Annotated in this window: 23 protein-coding genes; 7 read left to right on the forward strand and 16 right to left on the reverse strand. The window is 31.6% G+C overall.

The window, feature by feature from the left end; translation table 11 throughout:
* Nucleotides 1–141: 141 nt before the first annotated feature.
* Entirely contained in the window at nt 142–771 is a 630-nt protein-coding gene (locus FBE93_RS05315; RefSeq protein ID WP_002932176.1) for a hypothetical protein, read from the forward strand.
* Here FBE93_RS05315 and FBE93_RS05320 read toward each other — a convergent pair whose 3' ends face one another.
* The 11 genes from FBE93_RS05320 to ruvC all read right to left on the reverse strand — a co-directional run bounded on the left by FBE93_RS05320 (nt 772) and on the right by ruvC (nt 9,659).
* Nucleotides 772–957 carry a hypothetical protein gene (locus FBE93_RS05320; RefSeq protein ID WP_050560274.1) on the reverse strand — a complete coding sequence of 62 codons (186 nt, stop codon included), beginning with the start codon at nt 955–957 and terminating at the stop codon, nt 772–774.
* Between the two features lie 22 nt (nt 958–979).
* Nucleotides 980–1,225 (reverse strand): hypothetical protein, encoded by a 246-nt coding sequence (locus FBE93_RS05325; RefSeq protein WP_165434241.1) that lies wholly within the window; start codon nt 1,223–1,225, stop codon nt 980–982.
* Nucleotides 1,207–1,737: a Gfo/Idh/MocA family oxidoreductase gene (locus FBE93_RS05330; protein ID WP_050560276.1), complete on the reverse strand. Its 531-nt coding sequence runs from the start codon at nt 1,735–1,737 to the stop codon at nt 1,207–1,209. The genes FBE93_RS05325 and FBE93_RS05330 overlap by 19 nt, the downstream gene beginning before the upstream one ends.
* 8 nt (nt 1,738–1,745) lie before the next feature.
* Nucleotides 1,746–2,759 carry a DNA adenine methylase gene (locus FBE93_RS05335; protein WP_002857838.1) on the reverse strand — a complete coding sequence of 338 codons (1,014 nt, stop codon included), beginning with the start codon at nt 2,757–2,759 and terminating at the stop codon, nt 1,746–1,748.
* The gene (locus FBE93_RS05340) at nt 2,759–3,898 is read right to left on the reverse strand and encodes a PDDEXK nuclease domain-containing protein (RefSeq protein WP_002932188.1); all 1,140 of its coding nucleotides are present in this window, start codon (nt 3,896–3,898) and stop codon (nt 2,759–2,761) included. The genes FBE93_RS05335 and FBE93_RS05340 overlap by 1 nt, the downstream gene beginning before the upstream one ends.
* Nucleotide 3,899: 1 nt before the next feature.
* Nucleotides 3,900–4,121 (reverse strand): hypothetical protein, encoded by a 222-nt coding sequence (locus FBE93_RS05345; RefSeq protein WP_002882658.1) that lies wholly within the window; start codon nt 4,119–4,121, stop codon nt 3,900–3,902.
* 15 nt (nt 4,122–4,136) lie between these two features.
* A complete protein-coding gene (locus FBE93_RS05350) occupies nt 4,137–4,808 on the reverse strand; it encodes a restriction endonuclease (RefSeq protein WP_165434242.1) in 672 nt (223 codons plus the stop codon).
* 213 nt (nt 4,809–5,021) lie between these two features.
* The gene (locus FBE93_RS05360; RefSeq protein WP_002857659.1) at nt 5,022–5,819 is read right to left on the reverse strand and encodes a DNA methyltransferase; all 798 of its coding nucleotides are present in this window, start codon (nt 5,817–5,819) and stop codon (nt 5,022–5,024) included.
* On the reverse strand, nt 5,816–6,199 hold the full coding sequence (gene queF, locus FBE93_RS05365; RefSeq protein ID WP_002932197.1) for a preQ(1) synthase: 384 nt from the start codon (nt 6,197–6,199) through the stop codon (nt 5,816–5,818). The genes FBE93_RS05360 and queF overlap by 4 nt, the downstream gene beginning before the upstream one ends.
* A gap of 245 nt (nt 6,200–6,444) precedes the next feature.
* Complete coding sequence (gene flgE, locus FBE93_RS05370; protein ID WP_165434243.1) at nt 6,445–8,973, reverse strand: flagellar hook protein FlgE; 2,529 nt, start codon at nt 8,971–8,973, stop codon at nt 6,445–6,447.
* 203 nt (nt 8,974–9,176) lie between these two features.
* Nucleotides 9,177–9,659: a crossover junction endodeoxyribonuclease RuvC gene (ruvC, locus tag FBE93_RS05375; RefSeq protein ID WP_072225818.1), complete on the reverse strand. Its 483-nt coding sequence runs from the start codon at nt 9,657–9,659 to the stop codon at nt 9,177–9,179.
* Nucleotides 9,660–9,753: 94 nt separating this feature from the next.
* On the opposite strand from ruvC, the gene dnaA reads away from it, so the two are divergent.
* The 3 genes from dnaA to gyrB all read left to right on the forward strand — a co-directional run bounded on the left by dnaA (nt 9,754) and on the right by gyrB (nt 14,642).
* Nucleotides 9,754–11,076 (forward strand): chromosomal replication initiator protein DnaA, encoded by a 1,323-nt coding sequence (gene dnaA / locus FBE93_RS05380; protein ID WP_002932201.1) that lies wholly within the window; start codon nt 9,754–9,756, stop codon nt 11,074–11,076.
* A 160-nt stretch (nt 11,077–11,236) separates the two neighbouring features.
* The gene (gene dnaN / locus FBE93_RS05385; RefSeq protein ID WP_002932203.1) at nt 11,237–12,304 is read left to right on the forward strand and encodes a DNA polymerase III subunit beta; all 1,068 of its coding nucleotides are present in this window, start codon (nt 11,237–11,239) and stop codon (nt 12,302–12,304) included.
* A 28-nt stretch (nt 12,305–12,332) separates the two neighbouring features.
* Entirely contained in the window at nt 12,333–14,642 is a 2,310-nt protein-coding gene (gene gyrB, locus FBE93_RS05390; RefSeq protein WP_002866804.1) for a DNA topoisomerase (ATP-hydrolyzing) subunit B, read from the forward strand.
* Between the two features lie 26 nt (nt 14,643–14,668).
* Here gyrB and FBE93_RS05395 read toward each other — a convergent pair whose 3' ends face one another.
* Entirely contained in the window at nt 14,669–15,010 is a 342-nt protein-coding gene (locus FBE93_RS05395) for a monoheme cytochrome C (protein ID WP_002857673.1), read from the reverse strand.
* Between the two features lie 2 nt (nt 15,011–15,012).
* Nucleotides 15,013–16,251 (reverse strand): sulfite oxidase, encoded by a 1,239-nt coding sequence (locus FBE93_RS05400; protein ID WP_002932204.1) that lies wholly within the window; start codon nt 16,249–16,251, stop codon nt 15,013–15,015.
* A 203-nt stretch (nt 16,252–16,454) separates the two neighbouring features.
* Here FBE93_RS05400 and FBE93_RS05405 point away from each other — a divergent pair, with 203 nt between their 5' ends.
* The 3 genes from FBE93_RS05405 to FBE93_RS05415 all read left to right on the forward strand — a co-directional run bounded on the left by FBE93_RS05405 (nt 16,455) and on the right by FBE93_RS05415 (nt 23,841).
* Complete coding sequence (locus FBE93_RS05405; protein ID WP_165434244.1) at nt 16,455–17,762, forward strand: Na+/H+ antiporter family protein; 1,308 nt, start codon at nt 16,455–16,457, stop codon at nt 17,760–17,762.
* Between the two features lie 133 nt (nt 17,763–17,895).
* Entirely contained in the window at nt 17,896–22,386 is a 4,491-nt protein-coding gene (gene gltB / locus FBE93_RS05410; protein ID WP_165434245.1) for a glutamate synthase large subunit, read from the forward strand.
* Between the two features lie 9 nt (nt 22,387–22,395).
* Nucleotides 22,396–23,841 (forward strand): glutamate synthase subunit beta, encoded by a 1,446-nt coding sequence (locus FBE93_RS05415; protein WP_002932209.1) that lies wholly within the window; start codon nt 22,396–22,398, stop codon nt 23,839–23,841.
* On the opposite strand, the gene FBE93_RS05420 is transcribed toward FBE93_RS05415, so the two are convergent.
* From FBE93_RS05420 to FBE93_RS05430, 3 genes are all read right to left on the reverse strand, one after another.
* Entirely contained in the window at nt 23,842–24,417 is a 576-nt protein-coding gene (locus tag FBE93_RS05420) for a ribonuclease HII (RefSeq protein WP_165434246.1), read from the reverse strand.
* A gap of 33 nt (nt 24,418–24,450) precedes the next feature.
* A complete protein-coding gene (locus FBE93_RS05425) occupies nt 24,451–24,690 on the reverse strand; it encodes a ComEA family DNA-binding protein (RefSeq protein WP_002855574.1) in 240 nt (79 codons plus the stop codon).
* Nucleotides 24,691–24,754: 64 nt separating this feature from the next.
* A complete protein-coding gene (locus FBE93_RS05430) occupies nt 24,755–25,402 on the reverse strand; it encodes a ferritin family protein (protein WP_002855562.1) in 648 nt (215 codons plus the stop codon).
* Nucleotides 25,403–25,450: the final 48 nt, after the last annotated feature.

The raw sequence follows: 25,450 nt of genomic DNA on the forward strand, positions 1-25,450 counted from the left end.
TCAAAAATTTGTTTCATCTTTTCCTCCTTTGTTTAAAATCGATCCTTAATGTATCATATTTTTAGTAAATGTGTTTGTAAAATTCTTAAATTAAGAAAATTATTGATATAATTGTAATTTTAAGTAACAAAAAGGATGTTGATGTTAAAAGAACTCTTAGAGATTAAAAAAGAAATGGAACCTGTTATTCACGAAGCCAATGTAAAATTAAATATGCTAGCCCGTGAAGTCATAGTCCGAAAAAAAGAATACGAAATTTATGGCCCTATGATAGATCGTGTTTATCTTGATAATGCCATTTATGTTAAAGTTATGTCAAGTGGACGCGATGTGAAAACAGACAATGTAGCTATAAAAAACGGTTTTTACATGGTTTTTGTCGCCCCTGAAAAGGAAAGTACAAAAGATATCAAAAACAAACTCAAAGTAGCTTATGAGGGACTTGATAACAAATTTATTGCTACACTCATACGATCTTGCCAACGCTTTAAAGAAATCATAAATAAAACCCAAGCTACACTCGCTAAAGCTTCTAAAATGAATGTAGTAGTAAAAACGAATTTAGGTGAAGCAAGTGCTGCACTAAAATTTAACATCAATATAGAATACACTAGAGATACTCAAAAACTCACTCGCGAAAATTCAAAATCAGCAGGAAGCTTTAGAGATACTAAAACTTATATAAATCTTATAGTAGAAAAAAGCACAGATTCTCAAATTTGTGAAAAATTACTTGATGATGTTGAAAAATACTTTATCGGTGGAGGTTAATCACTCACCGATAAATTTTACCCCCATAATCTTACACAACTCATCCATCAAAGACATCACTTTTAAAATCTCATCATGCTTCATTGCATCGCATTCTATCTTACCTTGTTCTAAGGCCTCAAAACAAGCTTTAAATTCATACTCAAAACCATTGATTTGTTTGGCACAGCTAAGCTTTTGATACATTTTCTATCTTGATCGTAAAGCTCTATAAGAGTAGGGTTGTTGATATTATCCCCACGCTTATATAACCTTTTGTCCCATTGATAGTTCCTTTGCGATCATTTATCATAACCACACTCGAATTTAAAAAAGCAAAAGTTCCTTTACTAAACTCTAAAATCACCCCATTACTCTCATCTACACCGCTAGGCATTTTTTTACAAGTTGCCATTATATTTTTAATCTCATCTTGTATAAAACTAAGGGCAAAATTTAAAGTATAAACTCCCACATCAAGTAAAGCCCCACCCCAAGCTCTAAGCTTTGTATGCGGTATATATCCTTAACATTATAAGCTAGATTTGCTTCTATACTTACTAACTCGCCTATAAAACCTTGTTCTATAAGTTCTTTAACCATACTTATATAAGGCATATAACGCGTCCAAATGCCTTCAGCCAAAAGCAAATTTTTAGCTCTTGCTAATTCTATAAGCTCTTTAGCCTCTTTGGAATTTAGTGTAAAAGACTTTTCACAAAGCACATTTTTAGCATTTTGAAGGCAAAGTTTTATGTGAGAGTAATGTAAAGAATGCGGGGTATTGATATAAACAAGATCGATATTTTCATCTTTTACAAGCTCTTCATAATTTGTATAAAATTTAGAAAAACCATAAGCACTAGCAAATTCCTTAGCATTACTTAAAGATCCTACCGCATAAGGAGTAAAACCGGCTTGTTTTAGCATGGGTGCGACTTTAGAAGCTATGGCTCCTGCACCTAAAAAAGCGACATTTCTTCTCATTTATTTCCTTAAAATTTTTCTAAAATATGTAAATATTCTATAGTTTTATTTTGTTGACAAATACGCTTAGAATCTGCTTTAAAACGCTGATAAATTTGGCTTTTAAAATCATATTTTCCATATTTTTCAAAGATTTGTCTAATTTGCTCTAAAGAAAGCAAACCTTCATCGTTATAACTTAAAAAAATGAATTTAAAATCAGCATTTTTAATTAAATCTTCTAAAGCATCAAAAACCAAATTTTTCTTACACCAAGCAGATTTTTCATAGGCTCTTAAGCCCGTTTTTCCTTGTGGGATAAAATCATCATACATTGCAATGGAATTAAGCACATGATAATTTGCTCCATATTCTCTAGAATTGTAAGGCGGATCAAGATAAAGAATATCACCTTTGATTTTTTTGATTAAATCATTTGCATTTTCATTAAAAACCAAGTGTTTTGTATGGGTGCATTCAAATTCTGCAGGCAATAATATAAGTTCTTTTTGTGCTGATGGTTTAAGATGTTTTAAAAAAGCCCCATAAACAGATGCTGTATTGGCTACTTTATCAGCACTTTCCAACAAAGAGGCTAACAAAAAATAACATTCTTTTTCGTTAATAAAATTATCGTATTTCCACTCTGATATTTTAATACGCATACTATCAATTTTCATTGCATTAAAATCGCTAAAATACTGCCTATTTTCGCCACCACCTAAAGAATAATGTTTATATATTTTTCCTTTTATAGGATTAATTTTTGCAATATTATTTAATTCCTTAATTAATTCTTTGCTACGCTTTATTTTTACAGTGTTTTCTATATAATTCTTAGCTAAAACAAAACTATAAAATTCTTTATCATTAGAAATCACTTTTTCAACTTTATTTTTAAATTTTTTCCCAACAGCTGAAGTTCCAGCAAATAAATCTATAAAAGTACATTGTTCTAAATTAATATCGCTTTTTGCTAAAATATCATTAATACTCTCAAATAAAAAATCTAAAAGTTTTACTTTAGAGCCAATATAGTTCATTAAAATATTCTTTCAAATTGAATTTGATTTTCAGATATAAAAAACTCTATATAAATCAAAGGTAAAGTATTATTAATACTAAATTTCTGCACTTCTTCATAAAAAATTTTATAATTTGTAGAATTTTTATTAGTTTTTCTACATATAATTACCGGTAATATAGAGGATTGATGATTAGGGACATAATATTGATTTAGCCAATTAATATATCTTTGCATTTGCAGTATTATTTCAGGATAAACTTCACAAGATTTTAATTCTACGGGAATAACTTTTTTGCGTATAAGTCCATTTGTATTTATAGAGCTAGAAGCCATTATATCAATACTTTGCATACCAACTCCACAACCTACTTCATTACCCAACCATTCTATATGCTCATTTGATAAAAGTCCAAAAAAATGTGTTTTATAAAATTCTTGTAAAATATAAACCTGTAGATGCATTTCAAATTGTTTACCATCATAATATTTTTGAAATAATCTAGGCAATATATTAATTTTTTCCATTCTGCCACTATAATTCAAACTAAAATTAGTATTTATTATTTTCTGTAAATATACATCAAAACTATATCTATTATAAGATAAATTAACAAAATTATTTTTTTTTCTTATTAAATTTATTAATCTATCACTTTCATACATAGTAATCATAGTATTTCCACGATTACCTTTTAATTTTCTATAAATTAAACTCCATAGCATCTGATTTGGTGAAATAATATCTTTAATTTCATCTAAAGCTTCCCATTCTGTAACACCTTCTGCATAAACTTCACAAGGTTCAATAAAACAACGAAAAGTTAAAGATTTTTTCAACTCATCTTTTAAAAATTGTTTATCATCATTATTATCTAAAAACACCAATGAACTAATCTTAAAAAAACCATAAAATTTTCCTTCATAAATACCATTCTCGCAATTTCGCTGTAAATAAAAAATTACTAAATCACCAATTTGCACTCTTGAAAAATCTGCAATTAAACATAAAATGGAATTTTCACTTGTTGGATGCAAAGATGTATTGTAGTTATTATTAAAGTCCACATAATAGTCTTTATTTCCAGTGCCAACAAACCCATATTCTAAATGATATTTAAAAGTATTAACATCTACTATAAAAACATGAGTTGTCATATTATTTCAACTTTCTATGAATAGTATTTTTATCACATTTATTGCAAAATTTTATCTGACAAAACCTATTAGGATTATTTGGATCACTTTCAAACTCATATCCGTCTTTTCTTAAATCTCTAATAATAGCAGCAGATTGAGAAGATAATTTTCCAAAATCACAAATAGAACAATGCCATTCTTTATCTTTTACAATATCCAATATTTTTTCTTTATTATTCATATTTTATCCTTAAATTCATTTCATATTAAATTTATTTAATATAAACTCTTCTACTTCTTTGGAAATTCTTTTAATACTTTCTTTTCTATAAGCGACAGGATCATATTGATAACAACCGATACAGCCTAATTCTTTGGTATAATTTTCATCTCCTTTATAAAAATTATAAGGATTTCCTAAAATATTTCTAGCATCCCATCTTATATTTGTTTCTTTACATCTTTTACAAATTTGTCTTTTAATATCATTAGCGGCTTTACATAAAGGTTGAAAATCTTCTAATTTTTGCAAGTTAATATTAGATACTCTTAAATCTTGTTTTCTTCCATCTTTATGGTCGATTTCTATTTTCGTATTTTCAGATTTTCCATTAATTCCAAGCATAACACAATTTTTATTTTTATAAAAATCTTTAATATCTTTACTTATATTTTGATTAAATTGCGTTTGTGTATTAAAACCTGCGAGTCTTATTCTATCAATAGAATTTCCATTACTCTTGGTCTTATCAAATTCTATCTTATATTTTTTTGCTAAAGCACTACTAGTACGACACCAACTTCCACCATTTCCAAGTTGTAAATTTTTGTATTTATTAACAAATTCTTTTACATCTACCCAACGAGAAAAACCGTTTTCATTCGGCAAAGCAATTTCTAAAAATAACTCCATTTTAGTTACTTTCATTTTTGAATCCTTCAAATTTTATCCTATCAACAGAATTTCCTTTTGTTATATTCGTATCTTTTGTTATTATATATGTTTTACTTAAATAACTGGTCTTTCTAGTAGATGGAAATCCATTTATCTGCTTTATTAATTTGTTCTCTAGTTATCCACTTGGAACAACCATTTTCATTTAAATTTGCTAATTTCAACAATTTTTTTCATCTTCTGTCATTAAAACTCCTTTTTAAATACAAAAATATACTCATGCTTAAAAATATAATAATCACTCCTTAATGCTCTATATCTCCATATAGCATTAATACCTAGTTTTCCACGATTTCCTTCTATATTTTTAATAACAATTCCCTTTAGTTTAACTTTAAAATTTTGTTTTATTAAATTCATAAGCTCAAAACCCAAAGGGACAATTTCACTATTTCTATATAAATCTGCTATCACTAAAGCAAAATAACGATTTTTTTCTAAGTATTTTAACAAATTTTGACAAGTAAGTAAAATTTTATCTTTAAATTCTTTCAAATCTGAAATTTGACTTAAATCCTCTTTTTTCTCACTAAATTTAACTATATCCATATAAGGTGGATGTAAAATAATAAACTGAGATTTTTTACTTTCAAGTTTATTCAAAGCATTTTCTAACAACTCATCAACTTTTTTTATATCAGTATTATCACAATTTCCTAAAAAATAGCGCTTATTATCAAAATTTATCCCAAAGTTGTCTAGTACAAATTCCAAAATGCTCTCATTAATATCAAATCCTATGCATTTTCTATTTAATTTTTCACATTCATAAAGCGTTGTTCCACTTCCTAAAAAAGGATCTATAATTAAATCATCTTTTTTTGTATAACGACGGATGAGCTGATTAGGAATTTGTGGTATAAAATTACCATGATAAATATTTCTATGCTTTCCACTTTTATCACGACTAGCAATAAGCCATAAAGAATCTGTATTTATATCACAACTTTTCCAGTTGTTCAAATCAAGATCGTTAAATTTCACTTTGGCACTACCATATCACTACGACATTCTATTACCGTATGCACATTTCCACGCGGGTTAAAATCCCCCACAACTTTAATCCATTTTGGTTTTAGTTTATCTTTTAAAGTATTGTAAATTTCATTGATACTTGCTTCATGTGAAACATTTCTATGCATAAAAGTATTGATATAAAGCTTTATCGCCTTAAGCTCAACCACAAATTTATCAGGTATATACTCAAGATAAATCGTTGCAAAGTCAGGATAGCCCGAACGCGGACAAGTACACATAAATTCAGGTAAAGTGATTTTAATGATATAGTCATTTTTCGCATCATTTGGCCAAATTTCCATATTTTCTACATCAAATTCTTTGATTTCTTTTTCACCATAACGCATAGATTTTCCTTAAATTTAAATTCAAGCAAAAATTATAACAAAATAAGTTTTTAAAACGATTATGATACAGATAAGAAAATGCAATTTTATTGCAACTCACCCCTAGCAAGAGTGAGTTAGCAATAAATTGAAGGCAGTTCAAGCCTAAGCCTAGTATTACAAGACTACCAAGATAGGCTTGTAAAGCAAGGCTTGCTCCCTTTAAGGGAGCAAAAAACAATATTTTATAGAATGCTAAGCTTAAATTATTGTTTAAGCTGGATCAAGGTTTGAAGCATTTGATCACTGGTTGAAATGGTTTTTGAGTTTGCTTGATAACCCCTTTGGATAATGATAAGTTCTGTTAAAGAACGGCTCAAATCCACATTTGACATTTCAAGAGCTGAGGTTTTCATCTCACCACGACCCCCTGTTCCTGCTTCACCTACTACGATATTACCACTATTTGCAGTAACTTTGAAAAGGTTTCCGCCGATTTCCTCAAGACCTGAGTTATTAGCCACTGAAGCCATAGCGATTTTTGCCACTGCAAAGGTTTTACCATTGGTAAATTCGCCTAAGATATTTCCTTTATCATCAACGCGGATAGCATCAGGTTTTAAGTTACCCGAAGTATAACCATCGGTTGCTTGTCCTGTTAGAGTTGAAGCAGAGTTTGAGCTTACAAGGCCGTCATTGCTTCCGCTTGTTCCAAAGGAAAGTTTGATTTGTTGATTTGGCGCAGCACCATTGTTTGGTGAAAAGCTTATAGTTTTTGGCGTATAGCTTGCTAAAGATCCATCATTGTTAAATCTTGCACTACCCACGATGATATTCGTAGGGCCTTCGCCTGTAGTGTTGATCTCTGCAGGTTCTGGTACACGGATGATCATTTGCCATTCATTACCCCCATCTTGAGTGGTACTTTGTTTTACAAATTGCACTTCTAAAGTATGTTTTGATCCTAAAGAATCATAAATTTCAAGCCCCGCTGAGAAAGAACTCATCTTAAGTTGTTCACTTTCTTTGATCGATCCACCTGTTACCAAAGGACCATCCCAAGCTTTAAAGATAGCTGTAAAAGCATCGTTTGTGCTCACTGTGCCTTCTTTGTTAGAATAAGCAGTGATATTAAAACTCATATTTTTTGGTGTACCAGCTGTAGCATTACTATTATTAGCTGTTCCACCTGCTGGTATACTTGAATTTTCTTTAGCATTTGAGATAGCAAAATGCCCTGTATCATTTACCACAACTTTTACAGCTTGATTTACATCATTGGCCACACTAAAATCTCCACTTCCATCATAATCCACTCCATATCTAGCATCTCTTTGCAAAAGCTCTCTTAAATCTTCTGTGGTTCTAAACTGTCTTGCAGTAGTATTTAAAAGTCCACCATTAAGAGCATCTCTATAGTTTTTAGAAGCAGGATCGGTTAAAGTAGCTCCTCCTGTAGTATCAAAACCAGGACCTCCATCAGGATTATACATAGGAGCTAAATCTACAGGATTTGAACTATAAATATACTTGTGTGCAGTAATAACTTGAACTCTTTCACTTGTTGTACCATTTGCTTTATCACCGGCAATCCAATTAGAATTTCCATTATTTTTTTGTGATTTTGCAGTAAATGTATCTGTACCTGCAGTATAAGTTAAGTTATGCAATTCCCCTGCTGTATTGGCTTGATTTACGGTTAAATCAATATTTTTCATATTGTCTGTGGTGCCATCAGCATTATCATTGACAAGTTCAAAACCTGTTCCATCAGACTTTTTAACCGCTTTTACTCCCGTTCCATCTCTAGTATCAGTTGGTGCAGTGAAAGTGTTGATATAAGCTATAGCATCATCAAGACTTTGTATGTCTGAGTTTTGAATTTTAACCCCATTTATAGTGATATCAAGAGTTACTTTATGATCTTTGTTACCCCAGAAAATTACATTATTTTGTGTTTGTTTATTATTTTCATCAAAGGCAGTTCCTGTGGTATTAATAGTATATGTTGCATCTGCGTATGAAACCCAAATTCCTTGCCCATCTCTTAAATTTAGCCCTGTTCCTTTTGCATTAAACAAAGCTCCTGCATCCACACCTTTTTCAGTTACTTCTACTGAGTTTTTAGAAGTAGTATAAAACTGAGTAGTTCCTGTATCATTTTCATCTTCAGCTTTGTTAGTTTTAGTATTCCAGCCATGAACTGAGTCAAGTCCATATAAATTTGTGCTTGAAGTTCCTATATTTAAACCACTATTTAAGTTTGCTTTTATAGCCACTTCGGTTGATTTTGCTGCAGGGATATGCATACCTGGATCGATGAAAATGTTTTGTGGAGTTCTTGAACTATCTATGGTTTGATCATCCCAGTTGATATTCCATCCTTGAACAACAAAACCAGAGTTATTAACGAAATTTCCATAAGCATCAAGTTTAAAATCCCCACTTCTTGTAAGATAGTTTGTAAGACCGCCATCATCACTTACCATGAAAAAACCATCACCATTGATAGCAACGTCAGTGTTTTTATCTGTAGTTTGAACTGAACCTTGAGAGTGAATTCTTGTAGTAGAACTTACTGAAACGCCAAGACCAATTTGAAGTGGGTTTTGTCCACCTCTTCCATCAGTTGGAGTTGTAGCGATTTTTACTGTTTGGCTAAACATAGTTCCAAAATCTGCACGAGAGTATTTAAAACCAGTGGTATTAACATTTGAAATATTATTACCTTCAACATCCATCGCAACTTGATGTGCTTGTAGTCCGCTTACGCCAGACCAAAGTGATCTCATCATCTTAAATCCTTTATAAAATATTGCTTTAAAAATTTAACGCTTTGGCTTTAAAAAACTTTTGCGTTTATGTGAAGTTTTACAAGCAAGTTCTGTTCCAACTTTTGAAATTTTTTATGAATTTTTTAAAAATTTATAAAAAAAATTTAAAAGTATTTTGGGAGTTTATGGAGCTTTGGACTTTTATGTAATGAAAATTACCAAAATCACACCCTAACTCTTAAATTTGCCGCATGGGTTAAAGCCACTGCTATAGCATCTGTGATATCTAAAGGCTTGATATCTTTGCTAAGTCCTAAAAGTCTTTTTACCATAAAAGCAACTTGTTCTTTGGTTGCTTTGGCTTTTCCTGTGACGGCTTTTTTCACTTGTAAGGGAGTGTATTCTGCAAAGTCTCCATGAATTTGAAGGATTTTTAAAGATAGAGCTCCACGAAATTGTGCGAGTTTTAAAACGGTTTTTGGATTGTAAGCAAAAAAGATATCTTCTATGGCTATCTCATCGAAAGAATGGTTTTTAAAAATCAAGTCCAAACCCTCGCAAAGCTCTGTGATTTGATACTGTAAAGTACTTGGCTTTATTTTTATAAGTCCTGCTTCTATGAGAATGTTTTTTCCTTTGTTGGCTTCTATGATAGCATAACCGCAATTTCTCGAACCTGGATCTATACCTAAAATTTTCAAATTCATACCTTTTGAAAATAAAATACAAAAGCGGATTTTAACCTTTTTTTATGAAATTTAAGATAAAATTTATACATTATGCAAAATTTAAAGAGAGATTATGAATCCAAGCCAAATACTTGAAAATTTAAAAAAAGAATTAAGCGAAAACGAATACGAAAATTATCTATCAAATTTAAAATTCAACGAAAAGCAAAGCAAAGCAGATCTTTTGGTTTTTAACGCTCCAAATGAACTCATGGCTAAATTCATACAAACAAAATACGGCAAAAAAATCGCACATTTTTATGAAGTGCAAAGCGGAAATAAAGCCATCATAAATATACAAGCACAAAGTGCTAAACAAAGTAACAAAAGCACAAAAATCGACATAGCTCATATAAAGGCACAAAGCACGATTTTAAATCCTTCTTTTACTTTTGAAAGTTTTGTTGTGGGGGATTCTAACAAATACGCTTATGGAGCATGTAAAGCTATAACACATAAAGACAAGCTTGGAAAACTTTATAATCCTATCTTTGTTTATGGGCCTACAGGACTTGGAAAAACACATTTACTTCAAGCAGTTGGAAATGCGAGCTTAGAAATGGGAAAAAAAGTCATTTACGCTACAAGTGAAAATTTTATCAATGATTTTACTTCAAATTTAAAAAATGGCTCTTTAGATAAATTTCATGAAAAGTATAGAAACTGCGATGTTTTGCTTATAGATGATGTGCAGTTTTTAGGAAAAACCGATAAAATTCAAGAAGAATTTTTCTTTATATTTAATGAAATCAAAAACAACGATGGACAAATCATCATGACTTCAGACAATCCACCCAACATGCTAAAAGGTATAACCGAACGCTTAAAAAGTCGTTTTGCACATGGGATTATAGCTGATATAACTCCACCTCAACTAGATACAAAAATAGCCATCATAAGAAAAAAATGTGAATTTAATGATATCAATCTTTCTAATGATATCATAAACTATATCGCCACTTCTTTAGGGGATAATATAAGAGAAATAGAAGGTATCATTATAAGTTTAAATGCTTATGCAACCATACTAGGACAAGAAATCACACTCGAACTTGCCAAAAGTGTGATGAAAGATCATATCAAAGAAAAGAAAGAAAATATCACTATAGATGACATTTTATCTTTGGTATGTAAGGAATTTAACATCAAACCAAGCGATGTGAAATCCAATAAAAAAACTCAAAATATAGTCACAGCAAGACGCATTGTGATTTACCTAGCTAGGACACTCACGGCTTTGACTATGCCACAACTTGCGAATTATTTTGAAATGAAAGATCATACAGCTATTTCACATAATGTTAAAAAAATCACAGAAATGATAGAAAATGATGCTTCTTTAAAAGCAAAAATCGAAGAACTTAAAAACAAAATTCTTGTTAAAAGTCAAAGTTAAGTGAAAGGATGTGAAAAATAAATTCTAAAGTGTGAAAAAAAGAAATTAAGCAAAGTATGATAAAATACAAATTTGATTATTTTGCTTTGAAGAATTTCACAATTTCAACAAGCTTATTATTACAACGAATTTTAAAATTAAAATAAACCAAGGAGAAAAAATGAAGTTAAGTATCAATAAAAATACTTTAGAATCTGCAGTGATTTTATGTAATGCTTATGTAGAAAAAAAAGATTCAAGCACCATTACTTCTCATCTTTTTTTTCATGCTGATGAAGATAAACTTCTTATTAGAGCTAGTGATTATGAAATAGGTATCAACTATAAGATAAAAAAAATCCGCGTAGAATCAAGTGGCTTTGCTACTGCAAACGCAAAAAGTATTGCAGATGTTATTAAAAGCTTAAACAATGAAGAAGTTGTTTTAGAAACCATTGATAATTTCTTATTTATAAGACAAAAAAGCACAAAATACAAACTTCCTATGTTTAATCATGAAGATTTTCCAAATTTTCCAAATACAGAAGGAAAAAACCAGTTTGACATTGATTCAAGTGATTTAAGCCGTTCTCTTAAAAAAATATTACCAAGTATTGATACAAACAACCCAAAATACTCCTTAAATGGTGCATTTTTAGATATAAAAACAGATAAAATTAACTTCGTAGGAACCGATACAAAACGCCTTGCAATCTATACTTTAGAAAAAGCAAATAATCAAGAATTTAGTTTTAGTATCCCTAAAAAAGCTATTATGGAAATGCAAAAACTTTTCTATGAAAAAATAGAAATTTTTTATGATCAAAATATGCTTATTGCTAAAAATGAAAATTTTGAATTCTTTACAAAACTTATCAATGATAAATTTCCAGATTATGAAAAAGTTATACCAAAAACTTTCAAACAAGAACTCAGCTTTTCAACTGAAGATTTTATAGATAGTCTTAAAAAAATTAGCGTTGTAACTGAAAAAATGAAACTTCATTTTAACAAAGATAAAATCATCTTTGAAGGTATAAGTTTAGACAATATGGAAGCAAAAACAGAGCTTGAAATTCAAACAGGAGTAAGTGAAGAATTTAATCTTACTATAAAAATCAAATATTTACTTGATTTCTTAACTTCTATAGAAGAAGAAAGATTCACTTTAAGTGTAAATGAACCTAATTCAGCATTTATAGTCAAATCCCAAGGACTATCAATGATTATTATGCCTATGATTTTGTAATAAAACAAGTAAAAGATAAAGGAAAAATATGCAAGAAAATTACGGTGCGAGTAATATTAAAGTCCTAAAAGGCTTAGAAGCTGTTAGAAAACGCCCAGGTATGTATATAGGAGATACAAACATAGGCGGACTTCATCATATGATTTATGAAGTTGTGGATAATTCTATCGATGAAGCTATGGCAGGACATTGTGATACTATAGATGTAGAAATCACTACTGAAGGAAGCTGTATAGTTAGTGATAATGGTCGTGGTATTCCTGTTGATATGCACCCAACTGAAAATATGCCAACTTTAACTGTTGTTTTAACTGTCCTTCATGCAGGGGGAAAATTCGATAAAGATACTTACAAAGTTTCAGGTGGTTTGCACGGTGTTGGGGTTTCGGTTGTAAATGCACTCTCTAAAAAACTTGTAGCTACAGTTGAAAGAAATGGAGAAATTTATCGTCAAGAATTTTCAGAAGGTAAAGTTATCAGTGAATTTGGTGTGATAGGAAAAAGTAAAAAAACAGGAACAACTATAGAATTTTGGCCTGATGATCAAATTTTTGAAGTGACTGAATTTGATTATGAAATTTTGGCTAAAAGATTTCGTGAACTTGCATACTTAAATCCAAAAATCACTATAAATTTTAAAGATAACCGCGTAGGCAAACATGAAAGTTTTCACTTTGAAGGTGGAATTTCTCAGTTTGTTACAGACTTAAATAAAAAAGAAGCTTTAACTAAAGCAATTTTTTTTAGTGTAGATGAAGAAGATGTGAATGTTGAAGTAGCTTTGCTTTACAATGATACTTATAGTGAAAATTTACTCTCTTTTGTAAATAATATCAAAACCCCAGATGGTGGAACACACGAAGCTGGTTTTAGAATGGGTTTAACTCGTGTGATAAGTAACTATATAGAAGCAAATGCAAGTGCTAGAGAAAAGGATAATAAAATCACGGGTGAAGATGTGCGTGAAGGTTTGATCGCTGTTGTAAGTGTAAAGGTGCCTGAACCACAATTTGAAGGACAGACCAAAGGAAAACTTGGTTCAACTTATGTGCGTCCTATAGTTTCAAAAGCAAGTTTTGAGTATTTGACTAAATATTTTGAAGAAAATCCTATCGAAGCTAAAGCTATAATGAACAAAGCCTTAATGGCAGCTAGAGGAAGAGAAGCAGCGAAAAAAGCTAGAGAATTAACGCGTAAAAAAGAAAGTTTAAGCGTAGGAACTTTACCAGGGAAATTGGCTGATTGTCAAAGTAAAGATCCAAGTGAAAGTGAAATTTATCTTGTGGAAGGGGATTCTGCAGGAGGTTCTGCAAAACAAGGTAGGGAAAGATCTTTCCAAGCTATACTGCCTTTGCGTGGTAAAATTTTAAATGTTGAAAAAGCAAGATTAGATAAAATTTTAAAATCTGAGCAAATTCAAAATATGATTACCGCTTTTGGCTGTGGTATAGGTGAAGATTTTGATCTTTCAAAACTTAGATATCATAAAATCATCATCATGACAGATGCGGATGTTGATGGATCTCATATACAAACCTTGCTTTTAACTTTCTTCTTCCGTTTTATGAATGAACTTGTGGCAAATGGACATATTTATCTAGCACAACCACCTTTATATCTTTATAAAAAAGCTAAAAAGCAAATTTATTTAAAAGATGAAAAAGCTTTGAGCGAATACCTGATAGAAACAGGAATAGAAGGTTTAAACTATGAAGGTATAGGAATGAATGATTTAAAAGATTATTTAAAAATCGTCGCAGCTTATCGTGCGATTTTAAAAGATCTTGAAAAGCGTTTTAATGTGATTTCTGTGATACGCTATATGATAGAAAATTCAAATTTAGTTAAAGGAAATAATGAAGAATTATTTAGTGTAATTAAACAATTTTTAGAAACACAAGGACACAATATCTTAAATCATTATATCAATGAAAATGAAATTCGAGCTTTCGTTCAAACTCAAAATGGCTTAGAAGAACTTGTGATCAATGAAGAACTTTTCACTCATCCACTATATGAAGAAGCAAGTTATATTTTTGATAAGATTAAAGATAGAGGCTTGGAATTTGATAAAGATATTTTAGAAGTTCTTGAAGATGTTGAAACCAATGCTAAAAAAGGTGCTACTATACAACGCTATAAAGGTTTAGGGGAAATGAATCCTGAGCAACTTTGGGAAACTACAATGGATCCAAGCGTAAGAAGACTTTTAAAAATCACTATTGAAGATGCACAAAGTGCAAATGATACCTTTAATCTCTTTATGGGTGATGAGGTTGAACCAAGACGCGATTATATCCAAGCACACGCTAAAGATGTAAAGCATTTAGATGTGTAAAATTTATCATTGAAGAAATGATTTCTTCAATGAGTTTTGTTTTGTAAGAATATAGCTAGAGGAATTCTTCTTCTTGTATCGTATTTTTCTCCATAATATTTTTCAAGATAATTTAAAATTTTTTCTTCATCTTCAGGTTCTATTTCCCAAAGTCCTTCACTATCTTGCATCCATCTTATAGCTGCTAACCAAGCTTTTCTACTTGCATGCATATTGGTAATGAGATTAGATCCATGACAAGCTAAACAATTTGCTTCCACTAAAGGTGAATCAGGATCGATAATCAATCCTGTATCAGGGTTAATTTCAAGATTTTGAGCCCAACTTGCACTCAAAAACAATGCTAAGATCAATATAATTTTTTTCATACTTAAACTCCATAAACATTAACTCTATGGCATGCATTATTGATATATCCTCCTGGATTCCACTGTGCTAAAACCATAGGTTGACTGTTACCTTGACTATCGATAGCTCTTGCCCAAATTTCATAATATCCTTTTGTTAGTATTGATATTTGAGCACTCCATTTTTGCCATGCTAATCTATTTAATGGTTTTTCTACCTTTGCTTTAGTCCATGTTACGCCATAATCATTGCTTACATAAACTTCACTAACTTCAAGTTCTCCAGCCCAAGCTTTACCTCTAACTTCAAATTTTTTATTTGCTTTTATTTCAGAACCATTTTTGATATTAGTAATTACAGATCTTATAGGCATTGATTCTATGATTTTCATCTCGCCTTTATAGTTAAAATCTCCTGGTTTTACCGGATTTACAGGAACTTTATAAGAACCTTCCATTTTTTCACCATCGTGAATTTTATTTCTTACTGAAATTTTATAAAGCCATTTACCGCTTGTACTTGCAGGGTAACCACCACAAACAAGTCTAAGTGGATAGCCATTGACTAAAGGAATATCTTTGCCTTCATAAGCCCAAGCTATTAGAGTTTCATCTTGTAAAGCTTTAGAAATAGGAACTCCTCTACTAATAGGTGAAGTTTCTTCACCATTTAATTTTGTATCTATACCATAATATCCGATATAAACCGCATCATTTTTGATGCCACAATCTTTTAAAATATCTTTTAAACGCACTCCTGTCCATCTACCGCAAGCTACTGCACCATAACCCCATTGAGTTCCTTTTGTGCTAGGTATAACTTCGGATCTACCATTTCCACCGCATTCAACTGTTAAGGCATAAGTATAGGTTTTAAATTTCTTTTTTAAATCTTCTATGGTATAAGATTTTTTATTGATAATGCTTTCTCCATCGATTTCTAAAGTCCAACCTTTATGAAGTCTTTCCTTTATCGTTTCTAGGCTTGGTGGTAAGCCATTATTTCTAACAAAGAAATTTTCAGGTTTGGTAAAATCAGAATCAAGAGCATAAATTTCAGTTTCTGCTGTTAATGGTTTTTCGCCATGGTAGATAAGATCTTTTTTACCTTCTATTTTAAAATCAGGCAATTCTTTTGCCAAAGCCTTACTTCCTAAAAAATTCTCAAAAGAAAAATTTGACAATACGCTGATACCAAGCAAACCAAATCCTATATTTTTTAAGAAATCTCTGCGATCTTCTTTTTGATTGTTTTGTTTCATTGAAATATCCTTATATTTTTATGATTTTTTTATTTTATTATAAATTTTAGGAATTTAAATAATTGATTATATTAATCTTTTTGATTAAAAAAATTAATTATTTTTATAATTTTGCATATTAAAATAAAATCATTATATGTTCGAGTTTTATTACATTTTAACTAAGTTTTTTCTACAATTAAATTTTTAAAATTATTTAAGGAATGATTTTGACTTTACTTACTAATCCTATCATTATCAGTGTTGTTTTGATGACTTTACTTTGTTTGTTTCGTTTTAATGTGCTTTTGAGTCTTTTGATCTCAGCTCTTGTTGCAGGTGTATTTTCTCATCTTGAACTCGTAGATACTATGAATATACTTATAAGCGGAATGAAAGAAAATTTAAAAACAGCTCTTAGCTATATACTCTTAGGGGCCATTGCTGCAGCGATTTCAAAGACAAATTTAACTGCATATTTGATCAAGATAGTAAGTCATTTTATATCTCATAAAAAATATTTATTGCTTTTGTCTATAGCTTTGATTTCTTGTTTTTCTCAAAATTTAATTCCTATTCATGTGGCTTTTATACCTTTGTTGATTCCACCTCTTTTAAGTCTTTTTAATAAACTTAAAATTGATCGTAGAGCGGTTGCTTGTGCTTTAACTTTTGGCCTTACTACGCCTTATATGGTTTTGCCAGTAGGTTTTGGGCTTACTTTTCAAGATCTTTTAAAAGATAATTTAAATGCAAATAATGTAAGTGTATCTTTAAATGATGTTACAAATACTATGTATTTTGCTGCTATTTGTATGATAGCAGGACTTTTTCTAGCGCTTTTTGTGTTTTATCGTAAGCCAAGAGAGTATCAAGAAGTAGAAATTGCTAAAGTGGATTTAGAAAATCTTGAAATGACGCGTAAGGAATGGGGCGTTTTAGTTGGGCTTGTTTTAACTTTAATTTTGCAAATTTTGACTATGAATTTACCTTTATCAGGGCTTTTGGGTTTTGTTTTAATGGTTATTTTGGGTGGAGTTGAATTTTCAAAAGTCAATGAAGTTTTTGATGATGGGCTTAAAATGATGGGTTTTATAGCTTTTGTTATCCTTGTTGCTGCAGGATATGGAGAAGTTTTAAAAGAAAGTGGATCAGTAGTAGATCTTGTAAATTCAGTCGTTCCTTGGATGGAGCAAAGTAAATTTTTAGCAGTATTTTTCATGCTTTTAATAGGACTTATCATCACTATGGGTATAGGTACTTCTTTTGGAACTATACCTATCATAGCTACGCTTTTTTGTCCTATTTGTTTGGAACTTGGTTTTAGTACAGCACTTATTATATTTATCTTAGGGGTAGCAGGAGCTTTAGGAGATGCAGGAAGTCCAGCCAGTGAAACAACCATGGGAACTACTGTAGGATTAAATGCTGATAAACAACACGATCACATTAAAGATACTTGCATACCAACTTTTATTTTTTATAATGGCCCATTATTGATTTTAGGTAGTATTATCGCCAAGTTTTTATAATTTTTGCAAATCTATTAAAATATTTTTTAATTTATTTATTTTTAAGATAAAAATTATATCGATTTTAAAAAAATATATGCTATAATCCTTATAAAGCTAACAAAATTTAAATCAGTCTTATAAGGAGAGCAAAATGGATTTAGAAAATATCCTAGAAAATAATCAAAGCATAGGTTTATATCACCCAAAGAACGAACACGATGCCTGTGGTATCGCTGCAGTTGCTAATATACGCGGTATTGCTTCTTATAAGGTTATTTGTGATGCTTTAGAAATTTTGATGAATCTTGAGCACCGAGGTAGTGCAGGAGCTGAAGAAAATTCAGGTGATGGGGCGGGGATTTTGATCCAAATTCCACATGATTTTTTTAAAACTCAAGAATTGGGTTTTGAACTTCCTAAAAAGGGTGATTATGCCGTAGCACAGATGTTTTTATCACCCAATACTGATGCAAAAGAAGAAGCAAAAGAGATATTTTTACAAGGTTTAAAGGATAAAAAACTTGAATTTTTAGGTTTTAGAGAAGTGCCTTTTAATCCTAGCGATATAGGTGCAAGTGCTTTAAAAGCTATGCCTTATTTTTTACAAGCCTTTGTGAAAAAACCAAGTAAAATAAGTGCAGGACTTGAGTTTGAAAGAGTGGTTTATAGTACGCGTCGCCTTATAGAAAAAAGAGCTATTAATGTGCCAAAATTTTATTTTTCAAGTTTTTCTTCACGCACCATAGTTTATAAAGGAATGCTTCTTTCAACTCAATTGAGCGATTTTTATCTTGATTTTAAAGATGTCAATATGAAATCAGCCATCGCTTTGGTGCATTCTCGCTTTTCGACTAATACCTTTCCAAGTTGGGAAAGAGCACATCCAAACCGCTATATGGTGCATAATGGAGAGATTAATACCATACGCGGAAATGTTGATAGCATAAGAGCTAGAGAAGGCTTGATGCAAAGTGAGTATTTTGAAAATTTAGATGAAATTTTTCCCATTATAGCTAAACCTAGCAGTGATTCTGCAATGTTTGATAATACTTTAGAATTTTTAGCTCTAAATGGTCGCACTTTAGAAGAAGCTTTTATGATGATGGTGCCAGAACCTTGGCATAAAAATGAAAATATGGAAAGCAAAAAGCGTGCTTTTTATGAATATCATTCTTTATTGATGGAGCCTTGGGATGGACCTGCTGCTATAGTTTTTACTGATGGAGTGATTATGGGGGCGAGTTTGGATAGAAATGGTTTTCGTCCTTCAAGGTATTATCTTACAAAAGATGATATGCTCATACTTTCAAGTGAAACAGGGGCTTTAAAACTTGATGAAAAAAATATCAAAGCTAAAAAACGCTTAGAACCTGGAAAACTTTTACTCGTTGATACAGCAAGAGGTAGGGTTATAGCTGATAATGAAATCAAAGAGCATTATGCTAATGCTAAGCCTTATAAAAAATGGCTTAAAAATTTAGTTGAACTTGAAAAACAAAAAAGCGGAGTTTATAAACATCAGTTTTTAAAAGAAGATGAGGTTTTAAAACTCCAAAAAGCTTTTGGTTGGAGTTATGATGAGCTTAAAATGAGTGTGGCTGCTATGGCTCAAAATGGTAAAGAAGCTATAGCAGCTATGGGTGTAGATACTCCTTTGGCTATACTTTCTAAAACTTATCAACCTTTGTATAATTATTTTAAACAACTTTTTGCACAAGTAACTAATCCTCCTCTTGATGCCATAAGAGAAGAGATCGTTACTTCTACAAGGATTTATCTAGGAAGTGAAGGCAATTTATTAAAACCTGATGAAAACAATGCAAAACGCGTAAAAATAGCCTTGCCTGTGATAAGCAATGAAGAACTTTTTGAAGTTAAGGCTTTAAATAAATTTCAAGTTAAAGAATTTTCTATACTTTATGATTATTCTAAAAAAACTTTAGAAAAGGCTTTAGATGAACTTTGTGTTAAGATAGAAGATGAGGTTAAAAAAGGTGTTTCTATTATCATTTTAAGCGATAAAGGAGTGGATGAAAAAAACGCTTATATCCCCGCTTTGCTTGCTGTTTCTGGAGTGCATAATCATCTAGTAAGAAAAAATTTAAGAACACACACAAGTCTTATCATCGAAAGTGGTGAACCTAGAGAAATTCATCATTTTGCATGTCTTTTAGGCTATGGTGCGACTGTTATTAATCCTTATTTGGTTTATGAGAGCATACAAAAACTCATTGCCAATAAAGATTTAAATTTAAGTTATGAAAAGGCGGTAGAAAATTTCATCAAGGCAAGTTCAAGTGGCATAGTCAAAATTGCTTCTAAAATGGGAGTTTCTACCTTGCAAAGTTATAATGGCTCTGCACTTTTTGAATGTCTGGGCTTAAGCTCTAAGGTGATTGATAAATACTTCACTTCTACAACTTCACGCATTGAAGGTATGGATTTAGAAGATTTTGAAAAAGAGCTCATTGCTTTACACAAATATGCTTTTAACGATACACATAAGGCTTTAGATTCTAAAGGAATTCATGGTTTTAGAAGTGCTAAAGAAGAACATTTAATCGATCCGCTTGTGATTTTTAATCTTCAGCAAGCCTGTCGCAACAAAGACTATAAAAGCTTTAAAAAATACTCGGCTTTAGTAGATGAAAAACAAGTTAATTTGCGTTCTTTGATGGAATTTGATTTTAGTGAAGCTATCAGTATAGATAAGGTTGAAAGTGTAGAAAGTATAGTTAAACGCTTTAGAACAGGGGCGATGAGTTATGGTTCTATTTCTAAAGAAGCACACGAGTGTTTAGCGCAGGCTATGAATAAAATAGGTGCTAAATCAAATTCAGGTGAAGGTGGAGAGGATGAAGAACGCTATGAAATCAAAGAGGGTATGGATAAAAACTCAGCCATTAAGCAAGTAGCAAGTGGGCGTTTTGGCGTGGATTTAAACTACTTAAGTCATGCAAAAGAAATTCAAATCAAAGTCGCTCAAGGCGCAAAACCAGGTGAAGGCGGACAATTAATGGGCTTTAAAGTCTATCCTTGGATAGCCAAGGCTAGACATTCTACTGCAGGTGTGACGCTTATTTCCCCGCCTCCTCATCATGATATTTATTCTATAGAAGATTTAGCTCAACTTATTTATGACCTAAAAAATGCTAACAAAGACGCTAAAATTTCAGTAAAACTTGTAAGCGAAAATGGCATAGGAACGGTTGCTGCAGGTGTGGCTAAGGCAGGAGCGAATTTAATCCTTGTTTCAGGTTATGATGGAGGTACGGGTGCAAGCCCTAGAACTTCTATACCGCATGCAGGAATTCCTTGGGAGTTAGGTTTGGCTGAAACACATCAAACTTTGATTTTAAACAAGCTTAGAGATAGGGTAAGATTAGAAACTGATGGAAAGCTTATGAATGGGCGTGATTTAGCCATAGCAGCACTTTTAGGAGCTGAAGAATTTGGTTTTGCAACCGCGCCTTTGATTGTTTTAGGTTGTACGATGATGAGAGTTTGTCATCTAAATACCTGTCCTTTTGGTATAGCCACTCAAGATACAGAACTTAGAGATCGTTTCAAAGGCAAAGTAGATGATGTGATTAATTTCATGTATTTTATAGCCGAGGAGCTTAGAGAATACATGGCAAGGCTTGGTTTTGAACGCCTAGATGATATGATAGGTCGCGTGGATAAACTCCGCCAAAAAAGTGTGCAAGGTAAAGCAGGAAAGCTAAATTTGGATAAAATTTTAAAATCCTTGCCTACTTATAATAGAACCGCTGTGCATTTTAAAGATTATAAAGACAATAAACTTGAAAAAACGATTGATTATAGAATTTTACTACCACTTTGTAAAAATGCTGTGGAGAAAAAAGAACCTATCAAACTTTCTTTAGAAGTAGGAAATCAAAGCCGTACTTTTGCGACTATGCTTTCAAGTGAAATTTTAAAAACTTATGGAAAAGGTGCTTTAGATGAAGATAGTATCCATATCAAAGCTATAGGCAATGCAGGCAATAGCTTTGGAGCGTTTTTGTTAAAGGGCATTAAACTTGAGATTATAGGCGATAGCAATGATTATTTAGGCAAGGGTTTAAGTGGTGGCAAAATCATAGCAAAAATTTCAAATGAAGCTACTTTTTCGCCTGAAGAAAATATCATCGCAGGAAATGCTTGTTTATATGGAGCAACTGAGGGTGAAGTGTATTTAGATGGTATAGCAGGGGAAAGATTCTGTGTAAGAAATTCAGGAGCTTTGGCTGTGGTTTTAGGAACAGGCGTGCATGGTTGTGAATATATGACAGGTGGGCAAGTTGTAGTTCTTGGAGATGTGGGTGCGAATTTCGCTGCTGGTATGAGTGGTGGCGTTGTTTATATCTTTGGAAGGCACAATGAAGCTCATGTAAATACCGAGCTTGTGGATATTAAAGATCTTAATGCTAAGGATGAAAAAGAATTAAAAGCTGTGATAGAAAAACATATCGCTTATACAGATTCTAAAAAGGCTAAAGATATCTTAGAAAAATTCGATAAAAAAGACTTTTTTAAAGTCATGCCAAGAGATTATGAAAAGATGTTAAAAATGCTTGATCTTTGTAAAAATGAAAAAGATCCAAATTTAGCAGCATTTTTGAAAATCACACAAAAATAAGGAGTAAAAATGGGAAATGCAAGAGGTTTTTTAGACTTTAAAAGAATGGATTTTAAAAAAATTGCTCCTAAGGAAAGGGTTTTAAATTACAAAGAATTTACAACGCTTTTAGACAAGAAAGAACAAGAAATTCAGGGCGGACGATGTATGGATTGTGGTGTGGCCTTTTGTCATATGGGCGTGATGAGCGAAGGAAAAGATATAGGCTGTCCTTTAAACAATCTCATTCCTGAATGGAACGATCTTATTTATCGTTCTTTATGGGAAGAAGCTTATGAAAGACTTGATCTTACCAATCCTTTTCCTGAATTTACCGGTCGTGTTTGCCCTGCTCCTTGTGAGGATTCTTGTGTGTGTGCGATAAATGGCACAAGTGTGAGTATCAAAAATAATGAATTATCCATCATAGAAAATGCTTTTAAAGAAAATTTAGTAAGAGTAAATAAACCTAAGCAATACAATGGCAAAAAAATCGCTATCATAGGAAGTGGGCCTGCTGGGCTTGCTTGTGCTAACACTTTAAATTCACTAGGTTATAAAGTAAGTGTTTTTGAAAGAAGCGATAAAATAGGCGGACTTTTGATGTATGGTATCCCTGATATGAAGCTTGATAAAAGTATAGTTCAAAGACGGGTGGATTTGCTTAAAAAAAGCGGGATTGAATTTAAAGTGAATGAAAATATAGACAACAAAGATAAGGTTTCAAAACTTCTAAAAGAATTTGATGCTTTGGTGCTTTGCACAGGAGCAAGCAAGCCTATAGATCTTGATATAGAAGGTAGAAAGCTAAAAGGGGTTGAATTTGCCCTTGATTTTTTAACGCAAAATACCAAAACTTTGTTAAAAACAGGCAAGGGTGCAGATGCAGCCAAAGGTAAAAATGTCTTAGTTATAGGAAGTGGGGATACAAGTGTGGATTGTATCGCTGTAGCGACAAGACAAGGGGCTAAATCTATAGTGCGTTTTGAAAGAAGTCCAAAAAGACCTTTGCAAAGAAGCCAAAACAATCCTTGGCCTTTAAAAGCTGACATTTTTACTACTGATTATGGTTTAGAAGAAGCCATTGCTGTATATGGCAAAGATCCTAGGGAATATCAAAAAATGACAAAGAAATTTTTAGGAAAAACTCATGTAGAAGGTGTTGAAGCAAATGATTTAAAACGCGAGTTTAAAGAAGGCAAAGCTATAAATGTCGAAATTTCAAATTCTAAAAAAACTTATAAAGCGGATTTAGTGCTTTTAGCTATGGGTTTTAGCGGGTGCGAAGAAGCTATCGCTAAAAATTTTGGAGTGAAATTAGATGAGAAAAACAACATAAGCACAGAAAAATTCCAAACCACTCATAAAAAAATCTTTGCTTGTGGAGATGCTAGAAAAGGACAATCTTTAGTTGTTTGGGCTATAAAAGATGGTATAGAATGTGCTTTGAGTTTGCATCAAAATTTAGCAAAATAATCATAAAAGTTTAAAACTTTTTCGGTGGAGTTTGCAAATTCCAAATTTAGCTATAAGTTCTTTATGAGCTTTTGTGCCATAGGCTTTGTTTTTTTCAAATTCATAACAAGGAAAGTCTTTAGCTAAGAAATTCATCACCCTATCTTTACTAACTTTTGCAAGTATGCTAGCTGCACTTACTTGCAAAATGCTAGCATCGGCTTTGATTTGTGTTTTTATCCCGTTTATACCTAGGTTGGTGTTTCCATCATATAAGAAGTTATTTTCTGTTTTAAAATGCTTTTTTATAAGCTTTAAGCCTGTTTTTAAACAAGTGCTTAAGCCTAGTGCGTCGATTTGTTCTGAAGAAAAAGCAAGTATGAGATAATTTGAATTTTTGATGATGATTTCATAAAGTTCTTCGCGTTTTTTTTCGCTTAGTTTTTTAGAATCGCACAACCCATCAAGTTTTTTGTTCAGTTTGCAAGCTGCCATCATCATAGGACCTGCTAAAGCACCGCGTCCTGCTTCATCAATACCGATTAAATTTATATCAAATTCGTTTAAAAGTTCTTTTGCGTCAAATAAAGTTTTCAAAATTTTTCTAAAAAGAAGGGCAAAAATGCCTTTTTATTCTACTGTGATATCATTTTTGATTTTTTCAAAAAGCTTATCACCTATGCCTTTAACTTTTTTAAGATCATCAATACTTGTAAAATTTGCTTCTTTGCGGTATTCTAAAATCGCTTTAGCCTTAGCTTCGCCAATACCATTTAAACTTTTTAATTCTTTTAGTGTTGCAGTGTTGATATTTACAGCACCAAAGAGAAAAGCCGTTAAAGCAAAAAATAAAAATAGTAATTTTTTCATTTTCTTATCCTTTTATTAAAAAATAATTATAATATTATCTTAAAAAGGATAAGAATTTCTTAACTTAACCCAAAAATTCGCGTTTAAAATACTCTTTTGGTGCTTTACATAAAGGACAAGCTGCTGGAGCTTTTTTGCCACGATGTATATGTCCGCATACTTCACAAACCCATAATTCTTCTACTTCACTATTAAAAAATTCTTCTTCTTCAAGCATTTTTTTAAGCGCTAGATATTCTCTTTCGTGTTCGATTTCTACTTTACCAATAGCTGTAAATAATCTCGCTATAGCCTTTTTGCCTTCATCTTCAGCGATTTTTGCAAAATTTGGATACATAGTTGTGTGTTCATAGTTTTCACCTTCTGCAGCACTTACTAGGTTTTTAGTAGTTACTTCTAAAGGTTTGCCATCAACGATTTCATGATAAGCTTTAAATTCTGCTCTTGCATGCCATTTTTCATTTTCAGCTGCTTCTCTAAAATGTCTAGCAACCGCATGCCAACCTTCTTCTTCGGCTACATCAGCAAACAAATCGTATTTGTTTCTTGCCATAGATTCGCCCGCAAAAGCTTTCATCAAATTTACCGCAGTTAAATCTGTAGTGATACATTTCATTTCTTCGCCACAACAACTAAGCTTACCGCCACCTACATTTTGAACTTCTACTTCATTACCACATTTTTGGCATTTATAGGTTTCATATTGTCTCATTTTGACTCCTTTTTTGATTATCAAAAAGTATTGTATTATAAAAAAATA

Origin of the sequence: Campylobacter sp. CFSAN093229, from assembly GCF_011068225.1 — a bacterium.
In the GTDB taxonomy this organism is placed as follows: Bacteria; Campylobacterota; Campylobacteria; order Campylobacterales; family Campylobacteraceae; genus Campylobacter_D; species Campylobacter_D jejuni.